Here is a 13,924-nt window from a genome sequence, read left to right as displayed (position 1 = left end):
AGCCGATGGCGATCAACGACTTTCATCATCGGCCAAGTGGATTTCGCCGACACCGCGGTGCCGGCCACACCCGCGCACGGCGGGACTCGACGAAGGAGCGACGAGCGATGATGTCACGAGCAAGATCCGTTTCGGTATTACTGGGTGCCATGTTGACGACCGTGGCGACTTCAGCCATTGCCTTGCCCAGCAGTTTCCCGACCGGTACCACCTATTACGATCCCGAGCGGGCCTACAACGGTTTCGTGCTGTTTCCCGGCGGCGATCTCAAAACGCACCTGATCGACATGAACGGCAACGAGGTTCACCGCTGGGACTACGAAGGTTTTCCTCCGATCCCGCTCTCCGCCGATCAGGCCGACGGCGAAAAAGGGCATCTGCTGGTGCAGCTGGCGCGGGCCGAAAAACCGCCTGAACATGCCAGTCCCGGTAACGGCCTGACCAACGCCTCGGTCGCGGAAGTGAACTGGGACGGTGAGGTGAAATGGCAGTGGGGCAGTCAGCAGGACCCGGTCTATCAGCATCACGATATGCGCCGCCTGCCCAACGGCAACAACCTGGTGATGACCGCAGGGATACGGGAACTCAACGGTTTCGACTACGAGATCATCGACAACGCGGTGGAAGAGGTCGATGCCGACGGCAAGGTAGTCTGGTCCTGGAGTGCCGGAGACCACCTTGATGAGATGGGTTTCTCCGACGAACGGCTACGCTCGCTCAAGGATTCCGAGGATCCGGATTTCCTGCATCTGAATACCGCGGTGCCGGTCGGGCCCAATCACCGGTATGACGACGGCGACGAGCGCTTCGCGCCGGACAATATCCTGATCAACTCGCGCAATGCCAACGTCACTTTCATTGTCGATCGCAAGAGCGGCGAGATCGTCTGGCGCATGGGGCCGGATTTCCCGGCGCTGCAATTGACCGGCAAGCTCGGACGCCCGGTCGACCAGACCGTGGGCTCGCACGATGCGCACATCATTCCGGAGGGCCTGCCGGGCGCCGGCAACCTGCTGATCTTCGACAACCAGGGCAATGCGGGCTTCCCGCCGTCGAAGCAAGGGTTCTTCTCTTCGTCCCGCGTGATCGAGGTCGATCCGACCAGCGACAAGATCGTCTGGCAGTACTCCGGCGACATGTCCGGGCGCTCGCCTTACACCTTCTACAGTTCGTTCATCTCGAGCGCGCGTCGGTTGCCCAACGGCAATACGCTGATCGACGAGGGCCAGAACGGCCGTCTGTTTCAGATCACGTCGGCAGGCGAGATCGTGTGGGAGTACGTCAGCCCGTTCTTCGGCAAATCGATGCCTGAGGACGACTACGTCACCAATCAGGTCTATCGCGCGCAGCTGGTGGATTACGATTGGGCACCGGACGGCACGCCCCACGAGGAAACCGCGGTGAAGCCGGACTGCGGTCGCTATCCGGCGGCGCCCGGCTGCCATCCGGGCCAGCCTGAAGCGCCTTCCGGCACCTGAGCTTCTCGCCCGGCCGGCGTGACGGCAAGCCGTCGCACGCTGGCCGGATGCAGATGAGGTGAGGTCTGCGTAGACTGCATCACACACTTACCCGCACGAGTCGCCATGACCAGCCACGCCGCAGATTCCTCGCCCGCCACGAATGCCGCTCGGGATGATACCCCGCTCGATACCTTGATCGTCGGCGCCGGCGCGACCGGGTTGGCGGCGGCCTGGACGCTGGCCAAGCGCGGGCAGAACGTGGCCTTGCTCGAAAGCAACGATCAGGTCGGCGGCAATCTGCATACCGAGCGGGACGGCGAGTGGCAGATCGAGCACGGCCCCAACACTGTGATCATGAAGCCGCCGCTCTACGCGTTGCTCGACGAGCTCGACCTGCTTGGCGAAGCGCAGCCCGCCAATGCGGAAAGCACCAAGCGTTTCGTGGTGCTGAACGGCCAGCCCGTGGCGCTGCCGATGAAGCCGCTGGATGCGCTGACCAGCCCGATCATCGGCTGGCGCGGTTGGGCACGGCTCGCTCGCGAGCCGTTCATTGCCCGCTCGACGGCATCGGAAGAGACACTGGCCGCTTTCGTGTCGCGCCGCCTGGGGCCAAGGATTCTCGGACGCATGGTCGATCCGTTCGTCTCCGGCGTCTATGCCGGAGACCCCGCGCGGCTCTCGGTTCAGGCCGCGATGCCACGGCTGGCAGCGATGGAACAGGAGCACCGCTCGCTGATCATTGGCGGTCTCAAGCGGCTGCGCCAGGCGCGCCGCGATCCGTCACCGATACCGGTCGAATGGCGGGGCAAACTGGTCAGCTTTCCGCAGGGGCTGCAGCGTCTGACGGACCGGCTGGCAGAGGGGATTACCGCCCAGCCGACCGCGACACTTCAGACGCACTGCGAGATCCGCGGCATTCGTCGCGAAGGCGAGCACTGGGTTGTCGAGGATCGCAACGGCCGGCAATGGCGGGCCCGTTCGCTGTTGCTGGCGGTGCCGGCACCCGTGGCGGCGACGCTGCTGCGCCCGCTGGACGAGCGGCTGGCGAAGCCGCTGGCAGCCATCGCCTATCCGCCGGTCAACGCCATCGCACTGGGTTTCCGCGAGCAGGATATCGCGCATCCGCTGGATGGTTTCGGCGTGCTGATTCCGCGCGCCGAAAAACGCCGAACGCTGGGCGCACTGTTCTCGTCGACGCTGTTCGAGGGTCGCGCGCCAGCCGGCCACAAGCTGCTCAACGTATTCATCGGCGGTCGCCAGAGTCCCGAAGCGGCAGTCGGAGACGATGCGACACAGGTGTCACGGGTACTCGGCGATCTGCGCGATCTGTTGGGCATCCGCGGCGAACCGGTGTGGCAGAAGGTGACACGCTGGCCGCAGGCGATTCCGCAGTACGAAGTCGGTCATCTGGCGAGAATCGAGGCGCTGGATGACGCGCTTCGGGCGTATTCCGGGCTCCACCTGGCCGGTAACTGGCGTGGCGGTATCGCCGTGGGCGACTGTCTCGAGAACGGTCGACTGCTGGGCGAGAAACTGCTGGCGGCCGAGCCGAGCTGACGGCGGAGGGCGCCGTCAGGTCAATATCGAGTGATCCACTGGCTCAGCCCATCGATCTACTTGTCCACCAGCTCCGCCACCGACGACAGGATCTCCCGGGGACGGAACGGATAGCGTTCGATCTCGGCCTGATCGGCGATACCGCTCAACACCAGCACCGTGTGCATGCCGGCTTCGATACCCGCGACGATATCAGTATCCATGCGATCGCCGATCATCCCGGCGCCGTCCGAGTGGACGCCGAGCTTGTTCAGCGCCGAGCGGAACATCATCGGGTTGGGTTTGCCGACGATATACGGCTTGCGCCCGGTGGCCTCGGTGATCAGCGCCGCGATGGCGCCGGTAGCCGGCAGAACGCCTTCCTGACTGGGGCCGGTGGCATCCGGGTTGGTGCAGATGAAGCGCGCGCCCTGAAGAATCAGGCGAATCGCCTTGGTGATCGCCTCGAACGAGTAGGAGCGGGTTTCACCGAGCACGACGTAGTCCGGCTTGGTATCGGTCATGATGAAGCCGGCTTCATGAATCGCGGTGGTCAGCCCCGCCTCGCCAACGACGAATGCCGACCCACCCGGCGCCTGATCACGCAGGAACGATGCCGTCGCCAGTGCCGAGGTCCAGATCTTGTCCTCGGGAACCTCCAGGCCGCTCTGCCTTAGGCGCGCGCTCAGATCCCGCGGGGTGTAGATCGAGTTGTTAGTCAGCACCAGAAACGGGATCTCGCGCTCTCGCCACTGATTGATCAGCTCCGATGCGCCAGGGATGGCCTTGTTCTCGTGGACCAGGACGCCATCCATGTCGGTCAACCAGGATTTGATGTTACGTCGACTCGCGGTGTTGTCTTTTTTGCTGGTCTCTTTATTAGTCTCTTTATTAGACATGGGGCCCCTTGGCACGCGTGTGGAGAGATGATCGATACCTGATTACTGGTTCCGCCAGTTTAGCAACTTGTCGGCAACAAGTGATGTCGACTTCACCCGCTCAGTAGCCGCGTTCGGCATCGGCCAGATCGGGTACGCTGCCCTCGCGCTCGAAGCGTTCGATATTGGCGCTGACGATCCGGCTGCCGGTGGGCGCGTCGATCAGCGAGGCGATGTGCGGTGTCACCGTGATCTTGGGGTGCGACCAGAGCGGATGCTCGCTCGGCAGCGGTTCGACATGGAACACGTCCAGCGTGGCGTGACTCAACTGGCCGCTATCCAGCGCGGCGAGCAGGTCGTCGTCGACGAGATGTGGGCCGCGCCCGACATTGATCACGCTGGCGCCTTTCGGCAACTTGGCGAAAAGCTCGGCGTTAAGAATGCCCGTCGTTGCGTCGGTCAGCGGCAGCAGGCAGACCAGGATCTGGCAGCGGCCGAGGAATGCTGCGAATTCGGCGTCGCCAGCGAAGGTCGTTATGCCCTCGATCTCGCGTTGCGTGCGTGACCAGCCCAGCGTCTCGAAACCCAGCGCGGAAAGCGTGGAAGCCGCCGCGCTCCCCAGATTGCCGAGCCCCATGACGCCCACGGGGCGATCCGTCGCTGGCGGGACGACCAGCTGCTTCCACTGTCGGGCGCGCTGGTTGGCGCTGATCGTCGGCATGTCGCGATGGTGGCTCAGCACATGCAAGGCCACGTACTCGCGCATGCGCTGGGTCAGATCCGTACCCACGGTGCGAATGATCGGTATCTGGCGTGGCAGCTTCGTATCGGCCAGTACATGATCGATGCCCGCGCCCAGCGACACGATCGCCTTGAGATTGGGGAATGGGAGAAATGCGCCTTCGGCTGGCTTCCACACCACGGCGTAGGTGACGGCTTCCACGTCACCAGGGTTATGAATCGAGCGGATCGTCCAGCCGGGCAGCAGCTTCTGAAGCTGTTCGATCCACCAGTCTGTTTTATCCACACCCGGTATTGAGACAACGATGGACATCTCGGAATCCTGGTAGTGATCAGGGGCGCACGACCGGCTCGTCATCGTCGAGCGGTTCGATGTGAAACGGCGCGGGCGCGGCACCGCCGCCGACGGGTTGCGTCGGGTCGTTGATGCCGGCGCATTCGCCCGTGGTCGGATTCCGCGATACCGCCGACACGCAGGCGTAGAGCTTGGGGAACATTACCTGCTGGGCGATCTCCAATTCGAAACGTTGGCCCAGCTTTGCCAGTGTTTCTGGACTGAAGCGCGGGTCGACGCGCACCGAACCACGGTAGCTGGCATCGATTCGCGGATGATGTATCGCATCCTCGACACTCATGTCGAAGTCCATCATCAGCGCGGCGACCTGGGTCACCGCCGGCATGATCAGATTGCCGCCGGAAGCGCCCATCGAGAAGCGCGCCTCGCCGTCTTTCACGGCCACCGTGGGGCACATGTTCGACGAGTTGATACGCTTGCCGCCCGCCATGGTGGTGGGGTAGCCGGGGCGCGGGTCGAAGTAGCTGACGCTGTCGTTCATCAGCATCCCGGTGGAGGGCAGGGTGACGCCGGAACCGAAACGGTTGAGCAGGGTATAGGTGAGCGCCACCATGTTGCCCTCGGCGTCCACCGACGACATCGATGAGGTACAGGCGCCCTGTTCCGTGATGACACCGTTGCGGATCTTGTGCCGCTTCCAGCACTGCTCCAGCGCCTCGGCGTAGGCGAGCCAGGTTTCTGCCGTCGGGTTTTCCGGTGGCGTCGGCATCGCCTCGAGTGCGTATGCCAGCATTTCGCGCTGGCGCAGGCCGCCGGAAACCTCGCCCGGGGTATAGAGTGTGTAGCCGCGGTGCTCGGCGGCCATCGGGGTGTACTCGAACACCTCATAGGCGGCGAGATCCGCGCGGGAAATCCGCGAGCCGCCGGCCTGAAGATCGGAGACGATCCGTTCGGCCAGCGCACCACGATAGAACGTTTCGGCGCCGCCCTCGGCAATCTCGCCCAGCGTCTCGGCCAGATTCGGGATTCGCAACCGGCTCTCCGGCGTCGCCGGGTGGCCGCCGGGCAGATAGATCGATGCCGATATCGGATCACGAGCCAGCGTACGCGTGCAGACGCCAATCTGCAGACTGGTGAACCAGTCGACGTGCAGCCCGCGCTCGGCCAGCTGAATGGCTGGCGTCATGACGTCACTGCGTGACCGGGAACCGAAGCGCGAGAGCGCATGATCGAGCCCGGCCACGGCACCGGGCACGGTGATCGAGCGATAGCCTTCGATATTGGCGTTGTCGACCACGCCGGGAAAGCCCATCGGCGTCGCCGGTAGCGCCGGATCGACCGGGTAATCCTCGAGCCGCATATCGCCGGGCAACGTGCCCTGGAAATCCAGCGCCACCGCGCGCTGCTCCTTCGCCAGCCAGATCACCATGAAGCCGGCACCGCCGAGGCCGCTCATCCACGGCTCGACCGCATTGAGCGCGTAGGCGGTCGCGACAATGGCATCGATGGCGTTGCCGCCGGCGTCGAGCTGCGCGGCGCCGGCCTGCGCCGCCAAGCGATGCTGGGAAGCCACGGCTCCTCGGCTCGAGCGAGCGGCGGGCGTGGTCAGCGTCCAGTTTTCGATATCGCGATGGGGTTGGGTCACGAGTTGGGGCCCTCGTTGTCGTGATTCGCTGTTGCCTCGATCAGATCGCCAACCAGCGCCTCCACGTCGTCCAGGTAATCGCTGCCGCTGGACGGCGGCGTCGGATCGGAAGTCATCACCACGGTCATGGCTCGGGATGGCACGATGTAGAGCAACTGGCCGCCATAGCCCCAGCCGTAATAGACCGGTTCGCCGGCGAGTTCGGTGATGAACCAGCCGTAGCCGTAATCGTCACCGTTGAAGAACGATCGCGTGCGCGGCTGCCACGAGCGCTCGATCCAGTCGGCGGAAAGCACGCGCTGGCCGTCGAGTTGACCGTTGTGACGAAACATCTCGCCGAAACGCAGTAGCGCCTGCGGCGTCAGCCCCATCTCGTTGCCGCCGAAGTAGATGCCTTGCGGGTCGCGTGTCCACGGCGGAATGGCGAAACCCAGCGGCGCGCCCAGCCAGTCTCGCGCGAGCGAAAGCGTGCTGCGGCCGGTCGCTTCGGTGAGTGCGGCCGAAAGCAGATGGCTGTTACCGGTGGAGTAGAGCATGCGACCGCCGGGCTCGGCGACGAAGGGACGCTCGAGCGCGTCGGCAATCCAGTTAGAGCTGGCGACCCAGGCGCCGTAGTTGCTGCCGGACGTGCGCTCCAGTCCGGCCTGCATCGAGAGCAGGTTGCCGACGGTGATGTTGTTCACGCGAGGATCGATATCGGCGGGGACGCGATCGCCCAGCAGCTCGACTATCGGCTGATCGACGCTCTCGATCACGCCGCGATCGATCGCCGCGCCCACCAGCGCCGAGATCAGCGTCTTGGAGAGCGACTTGATGTTGGCGGTCTCGTCGGTGGCGTGGCCGCGAAATCCTTCGTCGATCACGGTTTTGCCGTCGATGGCGACCATCAGGGTGTGGCTGCGGGGTAGCTCGCGGGCATGTTCGATCGCGCCGGCGCGAGTGGCTTCGGGCAACGGACTGGCCAGGGTCAGCGACGGTAGCGTCGCCAGCATCAGGCTGATGGCAAGACGCTGCCAGCGAAGACGGGCGGCGACGGAAAAGGGACGGGGAGAGCGGGTAATCGGCATGCGTTGAGTCTGGCGCATGCCGTCAGGTTCTTCCATGCCGTCATGCGGAACTCGTTATCAGGCGCTCGTCATCAGGACTCGTCATCAGAGAGTGCGCGTCAGACTATTTACGGCAAAGGAACGCCTCAGACCGGGCGGGGCATCGTGCTCTGGCGCCAGGCATGGAGATAGAAGCCGAGGTAGCGCAGGGCGACATAGCCGACGATGGCGGTGGCAACGATCACTTCCAGTATCGCCAGGCCGTGAACGATAGCGATATCGTGCGCGTCGAAGCCGTGGGCCTGCATCCACCCGGCGGTCTTCGAAAGCGCCGTGGCGCCGATCACCATAGGAAACGTGAACGCGGCGTAGCCCGGGCTGTAGGGCAGCCGTAGCAGCTTGAAGAAGGCCAGGTAGATGATCAGGGTCATCAGCACCGCGATGCCGCCGAGTAGGGCGATCAACAGCGGCGATGGCTCGGTGACCACGGTGAGATATCCCGCCAGCGACAGGCTCGCGGGTGCCGCCATGATGGCGATGGTCGGCTTGGCCGGGTCGGGAATCTCCGGCGCGAAGATCAGCCGATAGATCATCACCGGCAGCAGGATGGCGTAGAGCCCCATGCCGAGGTAGAGCAGACCGATGGCCAGCGGATGCAGCGCCGCGACACCCGGAAACGCGACATCGGCGACGATGATCCCCACCGGCGGTACGAACCAGGCCGGCACCATATGGTGAAGTTCGAAAGCCTTTGCCCGATGCACGACGAAAGCGGCGAGAAAACCCAGGTGGAGCGCCACCGCGGCGAGCCAGAGGGCGACGCCGGCTTCCGGCATCAGCCAGTCTCCTACGGCTTTCGACACCACCATCAGCGCCATGGCGAAGGTCGGGACGACGCTACCGACGACGGGATGCGCCAGGTCCGCCCAGAGCAGGCGCGGGTGAAACACGAACTTGGCGCCGAGAACCAGCAGCATGATCGCGGCGATTGCCGCGCCGCTCAGCTGAGCCACGCCGCCCAGCGGCGCGAAACTTTCCCAGCTCCAGCCCAGGCTGGAGATGCCCAGCGCCAGGCCGGCCATCGGGGTCGGGGCGGTCTGGAGTCGCTGAGACATAGCGGGCATGGAGGTTCTCCTCGAAATCGATGGAGACACCTTATGGCAATTCGAGCTATCGTTATATTTTAACTTTCTTCACTTGGCGTTTTATAAAAATTAACGGCCAGGGATTTGACGATCAGGCATTGGACGCTCAGGCATTGGGCGATCACGAATCGGGCAATCAGGAGAAACGATGGCGATCACCTTTCGTCAGTTGCAGGTCTTCGTCGCGGTGGCTCATGAGCGGACGCTGACGGCGGCGGCATCGACACTGTTCCTGACCAAGCCGGCAGTCAGCATTGCGCTGGCCGAATTGGAGAAGCAGTGCGGCCGTACGCTTTTCGATCGCCATCGCAACCGACTCCATCTCAACGATCAGGGCCGACGGCTGTTGCCGATGGCGGACGAACTGCTGGCCCGCAGCGAGGCAATCGAGCAGCTTTTCGACAACGACGCTCTGGGCGGGCATCTGCATATTGGTGCCAGCTACACGATCGGTCATCAGTTGCTGCCGTCGCTGCTGCGGGACTTTCGTCTCGAGACCGGGCACCGGGATCAACGGGTCACCATCGCCAATAGCGCGGCAATCTGTGCGTCGCTGGAGGCGTTCGAGCTCGATATCGGCATGATCGAGGGGCGTGCAGCGGGGGAGCGTTTCCACGTGCTGCCATGGCGGCGCGATCGGATGCTGATCGCAGCGGCCCCCGATCATCCATTGGCGCATCGGGGCAGGATGGCGGTTGGTGCGCTGGCGGACTACGGATGGCTGCTGCGAGAGCCGGGCTCGGGGACTCGCGAACAGTTCATGCGCTTCATTGCGCCCCAGCTGCCGCAATGGGAGCTGAGCCTGGAGATCAACTCGGCGGAGGCGATCATCAATGCTGCCGCGGCCGGTCTCGGATTGACGTGTCTGTCCGCACTGGAGGCGCGTCACGCCCTGAACGATGGTCGCCTTGTCGAGATCGAACTGGCGCTGGAAATGACCCGCGAATTCAGCCTGGTGCTGCACCGCGACAAGTATCGCAGCCCGTTGATCGAGCGGTTCGTCGAATTCTGCCGCGATCGGAGTGACAGCTTCGCCACCTGAGCCGTGAACCCGGCCAGCCACCGCGCGCCCCGATTCCGAGAAGCGAACTCGGGGCGCTCGGCCTTGGTGATGCGGGCAGTGGTGAAGTGGACAGTGGTGAAGTGAATAGTGGTGAAGTGGATAGTGTTAAAGCGGACAGCGGCGAAGCGGCTGCCAGTGCAGCGAATCGTTCGCTGGCGGTATCAGCCGCCGAGGAACGACGACATCGCCTTGTCGGTGATCATGCCGCACGCTTTCTTGCCCACCTGATCCTTGAGCTGGGTCAGGCTGAAGGTCTGACCGTTCCCGCCATCGAGCAGCCCGCTAAGGCCTTGCTGGTAGCTGTCGCTCTCCTCGGCCTGACTCTGGCCGCCGATCTTCTCGAGCAGGCTGTTCTTGACCTTGTCGGTGGTGCTTTCGGTATAGCCCTGATCCTGGCAGTAGCCGAGCACGCCGGCCACGTTCTGCATGCTACCCAGATTCATCGAGCCGGAGCCCAGCGAGCTCAGCAGCGACGCGCCGCTGGCGGTGCCCGTACTCTGGGAGGATTGGCCGGACATCATCTCGCCGGCGTTTTTCTTGACGCTATCGAAACTGTAGGCCGAGGCCATCGGCGAGGCCGCGAAGGAGACGGTCAGCAGCGTGGCGGAAAGGAAACGAAGATTCATCAAATGAGACTCCTGGCTGAAAAAGAAACCCTGCAGGCGAGGGTCCGATGAAGCGATTCGCGGCTGGTGACGCCATGTTGACGATGGGCGATGAGACGCCAAGCTAGCGCTGTCCTACGCTAGGGTAACCATGAATGGCCGTGTCGGCCTGGCGAGACGATCTCCGGAAGATCACATTGACCGAAGACGAAACGCCGAACCGGCGTCATGGTCTAGGCTTGGAGTGTCGGAAGGGATCCGATGTTCCCTCGAAAAAAGGAGATGTCATGATTATTACCGTTGGCGAATTCAGGAAAGTGCTCGAAGAGTACGACGATGATCTGGAATTGAGTTTCAGCGGTCTGGAATATCATCGTGTTCCGGCCAAGGGCGAGATGCATCTAGAAGTCGAGTTCGAAGAGAAGATCTTCAGGGACAAGGTGGGCCACATCAAGGTTCATGGCGAGAAGCACTGAGCTTGTCGCTCGGCCTCCGGGCTCCATCGAGATGATCGTTCTCCGGCGCCGCAGTGAACGGGATGCCGCGCGAAGGACGGGCCGCGAAGAACGATGGGGCCCGCCAGGCGCCATGGCGACGTTTCGCCGTGGCGCCCTTTTCCGTTACCGTTACGGCCCACCGATATCAGGGAGCGGCACCCATGGATGATTCAACCGCTGTGACACGGGTCGACGTCGCCATCGTCGGGGCCGGGCCGATCGGCCTGTGTTTCGCCAATGCGTTGTCGCGTCAGGGTGTCAGCGCCATGCTGATCGATCGTCAGCCGCGCTCGGCGATGATGAATCCCGATAGTGATGGCAGAGAGATTGCGCTGACCCGGTCCTCCCAGCAGATCCTCGACAAACTCGATGTCTGGTCGCGAGTCGAGCCGGCCGAACGCGCCCGGATGCGTGGTGCCAAGGTTTTCGATGGCCAGTCGCTATTCGCGATGCAGATCGCGCCGGATGCGTCGAAAGACGAACCGCTGGGTTGCTTGGTGCCCAATCGGGTGATCCGGCGAGCGGCTTATGCGGCGTTGCAGACAACGATACCGCAGGCGTCGGCGCCCGGGCCGGGCGAGATCCTATGGCGTGACGAGCAGGAAATCGCCCACTTCCAGGCAGGCGATACCGCCGTCGATCTCGTTCTCGAGAGTGGCGAGCGCATTCATGCCTCGCTGCTGGTGGCGGCGGACAGCCGCTTTTCCACCACGCGCCGGGCCATGGGTATCCCCGTTCACAGCTATCAGCACGGCCAGCATATGCTGGTCTGCCGCATGCATCATGACGAACCTCATGATCAGACGGCGTGGGAGTGGTTCGGCCACGGCCAGACGCTGGCGCTGCTACCGGTCGATACCCACTGCTCGTCGGTCGTGCTGACGCTCTCTCCGGCGGACATGGAGAAGCAACTCGCGCTGAGCGTCGAAGCGTTCGACGCCGATATCACCCAACGTTTCGGCGGCCGCCTCGGGGCGATGCGTCGGGCCGCCGAACCGCACCGCTATCCGCTGGTCAGCGTCTATGCCGAGCGTTTCGTCGGGCCCCGTCAGGCACTGATCGGCGATGCCGCCGTGGGCATGCATCCGGTGACCGCGCACGGCTTCAATCTCGGCCTGCAGGGACTGTCGCGGCTGGCGGATCTGATCGGTGACGCGCGGGCTCAGGGCGAGGACATCGCCTCGTCATCGCTGCTCAGGCGCTACCAGCGCGAGCAACGTCTGGCGACCGCGCCGCTGTTTGCCGCGACCCTGGCGATCGTCGGTCTGTACACCGATGACCGCACACCGGCCAGGCTATTGCGCAAGGCGGTGCTGCGAGCCGGTGAGGCGGCCTGGCCGGTCAAACGGCTGATCGCCGGCCATCTGATGCGCTCGTCGAACTAGTCGCACTCGACACGTGGCCGCCGGATGCCATTCGTCGGGCGATGCCGGGAAGACTCTGGCTCTCGCCTTTCTCTTCTCAAGACCTTTCTCTCTCAAGAGGAGTTCGTATGGATCTTGCAATGGTGGGACTCGGGCGCATGGGCGCCAACATGGCCGAGCGGCTGGTACGCGCCGGGCACCGCGTGGTGGGCTCTGACCCCAGCGAGGAGGCGATGGCGAAGGCGGCCGAGAAAGGCATCGAGTCGTCGGCATCGCTGGCGGCGGCCGTCGAAGCGTTGCCTGCGCCCAGAATCGTCTGGCTGATGGTCCCGGCCGGCCCGCTGGTCGACAAGCTCATCGCCGAGCTCGAACCGATGTTGTCGAAGGACGACATCGTGATCGACGGTGGCAACTCGATGTACAAGGACACCGTGCGCCGGGCAGAGACGCTGCGCGAGCATCATCTTCACTATGTCGATGTCGGCACCAGCGGCGGTGTCTGGGGGCTGCGGGAAGGCTACAGCATGATGGTGGGGGGCGAGACGCCCATCGTCGATTCGCTCAAGCCGCTGTTCGAAGCCCTGGCGCCGGCCGCCGACAAGGGGTGGGGGCATGTCGGTCCCAGCGGTTCCGGCCACTTCACCAAGATGGTCCACAACGGCATCGAGTACGGCATGATGCAGGCCTACGCCGAAGGTTTCGCGATCATGGAGCGCAAGGATTTCGATCTCGATCTGCATCAGGTCGCCGAGATCTGGCGTCATGGCAGCGTGGTACGCTCCTGGCTGCTCGATCTCACTGCCGATGCGCTGGACAAGAATCCATCGCTCGAGGGCATCGCTCCGTACGTGTCGGACTCGGGTGAAGGCCGCTGGACCGTGGCCGAAGCCATCGAGCTCGATGTCAGCGCACCGGTGATCACGCTGTCGCTGCTCGAGCGTCTGCGTTCCCGCGAGCAGGACTCCTACGGCGACAAACTGCTCTCCGCCATGCGTAACGAGTTTGGTGGCCACGCGATCAAGAAGGACTAGTCCGGCGCTGCTTTCACCACCCGATCGAGACGCTTGAGCTGTCCGCGCGATCTTCATCGGCTACCAGATGTAGTGTCTCGACGCGCCGGGCGGCACAAGCCTCCGGCGCGTTTTGCGTCCCGGGGCACGACTTTTTGACCCTTGACATGGCGTGAGGCGAGCTACCATGCGGGCTCCGTGAGGGCCCGAAACTGTCCACAGGAAAGTCACAGAAAAAGACCACATCTATGCTTGGAAAATGGGTGGGCTACCATATATAGTGTTTTCCAGAAGCAGCGGGGGCGGTGAAAAAACCGGATCCTTACGCTGCCCAAGCCTGCACCATCGGCCGTCGGTGGGCGATTTTTCCTGTCAAGGATGGTTATCATGAGCATCACGATCTATAGCAAGCCTGCCTGCGTCCAGTGCAACGCCACGTATCGCGCCCTGGACAAGCAGGGAATCGACTATACCGTGGTCGACCTGACCCAAGATGCCGCTGCGATGCAGCGTGTCCAGAATCTGGGTTATCGTCAGGTCCCCGTCGTGGTGGCAGGTGAAGATCACTGGGCCGGCTTCCGTCCGGACAAGATCAGCACGCTGGTAGCCTGATCTGACCCTTTCGAATTTGTCGGGCTA

At 63.6% G+C, this 13,924-nt stretch carries 13 protein-coding genes; 7 read left to right on the top strand and 6 right to left on the bottom strand.

Annotation, left to right across the window (positions count from 1 at the left end; genetic code table 11):
• Positions 1-107: 107 nt before the first annotated feature.
• Both ACUN9V_RS13075 and hemG read left to right on the top strand, forming a co-directional pair.
• Positions 108-1,478, top strand: a complete 1,371-nt coding sequence (locus ACUN9V_RS13075; protein ID WP_445511708.1) for an aryl-sulfate sulfotransferase — start codon at positions 108-110, stop codon at positions 1,476-1,478.
• 105 nt (positions 1,479-1,583) lie between these two features.
• Positions 1,584-3,017 carry a protoporphyrinogen oxidase gene (hemG, locus tag ACUN9V_RS13070; RefSeq protein WP_445511707.1) on the top strand — a complete coding sequence of 478 codons (1,434 nt, stop codon included), beginning with the start codon at positions 1,584-1,586 and terminating at the stop codon, positions 3,015-3,017.
• Between the two features lie 56 nt (positions 3,018-3,073).
• On the opposite strand, the gene ACUN9V_RS13065 is transcribed toward hemG, so the two are convergent.
• The 5 genes from ACUN9V_RS13065 to ACUN9V_RS13045 form a co-directional block, all read right to left on the bottom strand.
• On the bottom strand, positions 3,074-3,895 hold the full coding sequence (locus ACUN9V_RS13065) for an HAD-IIA family hydrolase (RefSeq protein ID WP_445511706.1): 822 nt from the start codon (positions 3,893-3,895) through the stop codon (positions 3,074-3,076).
• Between the two features lie 100 nt (positions 3,896-3,995).
• Complete coding sequence (locus tag ACUN9V_RS13060; protein WP_445511705.1) at positions 3,996-4,928, bottom strand: 2-hydroxyacid dehydrogenase; 933 nt, start codon at positions 4,926-4,928, stop codon at positions 3,996-3,998.
• A gap of 19 nt (positions 4,929-4,947) precedes the next feature.
• Complete coding sequence (locus tag ACUN9V_RS13055; RefSeq protein WP_445511704.1) at positions 4,948-6,555, bottom strand: gamma-glutamyltransferase family protein; 1,608 nt, start codon at positions 6,553-6,555, stop codon at positions 4,948-4,950.
• Positions 6,552-7,658, bottom strand: a complete 1,107-nt coding sequence (locus ACUN9V_RS13050; RefSeq protein WP_445511703.1) for a serine hydrolase domain-containing protein — start codon at positions 7,656-7,658, stop codon at positions 6,552-6,554. The genes ACUN9V_RS13055 and ACUN9V_RS13050 overlap by 4 nt, the downstream gene beginning before the upstream one ends.
• 89 nt (positions 7,659-7,747) lie before the next feature.
• Positions 7,748-8,725: a TDT family transporter gene (locus ACUN9V_RS13045; protein WP_445511702.1), complete on the bottom strand. Its 978-nt coding sequence runs from the start codon at positions 8,723-8,725 to the stop codon at positions 7,748-7,750.
• A gap of 169 nt (positions 8,726-8,894) precedes the next feature.
• Between ACUN9V_RS13045 and ACUN9V_RS13040 the strand changes: the two genes are divergently transcribed.
• Complete coding sequence (locus ACUN9V_RS13040; protein WP_445511701.1) at positions 8,895-9,788, top strand: LysR substrate-binding domain-containing protein; 894 nt, start codon at positions 8,895-8,897, stop codon at positions 9,786-9,788.
• 182 nt (positions 9,789-9,970) lie between these two features.
• On the opposite strand, the gene ACUN9V_RS13035 is transcribed toward ACUN9V_RS13040, so the two are convergent.
• Entirely contained in the window at positions 9,971-10,435 is a 465-nt protein-coding gene (locus ACUN9V_RS13035) for a DUF2501 domain-containing protein (RefSeq protein WP_445511700.1), read from the bottom strand.
• Positions 10,436-10,701: 266 nt separating this feature from the next.
• Here ACUN9V_RS13035 and ACUN9V_RS13030 point away from each other — a divergent pair, with 266 nt between their 5' ends.
• The 4 genes from ACUN9V_RS13030 to nrdH all read left to right on the top strand — a co-directional run bounded on the left by ACUN9V_RS13030 (position 10,702) and on the right by nrdH (position 13,897).
• Positions 10,702-10,890, top strand: coding sequence for a hypothetical protein (locus ACUN9V_RS13030; RefSeq protein WP_445511699.1), 189 nt, complete (start codon positions 10,702-10,704; stop codon positions 10,888-10,890).
• A gap of 182 nt (positions 10,891-11,072) precedes the next feature.
• On the top strand, positions 11,073-12,296 hold the full coding sequence (gene ubiM / locus ACUN9V_RS13025; protein ID WP_445511698.1) for a 5-demethoxyubiquinol-8 5-hydroxylase UbiM: 1,224 nt from the start codon (positions 11,073-11,075) through the stop codon (positions 12,294-12,296).
• A 107-nt stretch (positions 12,297-12,403) separates the two neighbouring features.
• Positions 12,404-13,306, top strand: a complete 903-nt coding sequence (gene gnd / locus ACUN9V_RS13020; protein WP_110693114.1) for a phosphogluconate dehydrogenase (NAD(+)-dependent, decarboxylating) — start codon at positions 12,404-12,406, stop codon at positions 13,304-13,306.
• A gap of 366 nt (positions 13,307-13,672) precedes the next feature.
• Complete coding sequence (gene nrdH / locus ACUN9V_RS13015; protein WP_075560527.1) at positions 13,673-13,897, top strand: glutaredoxin-like protein NrdH; 225 nt, start codon at positions 13,673-13,675, stop codon at positions 13,895-13,897.
• Positions 13,898-13,924: the final 27 nt, after the last annotated feature.

Source organism: Salinicola sp. V024 (assembly GCF_052645315.1).
This window is presented reverse-complemented; position numbering and strand designations above follow the sequence as displayed.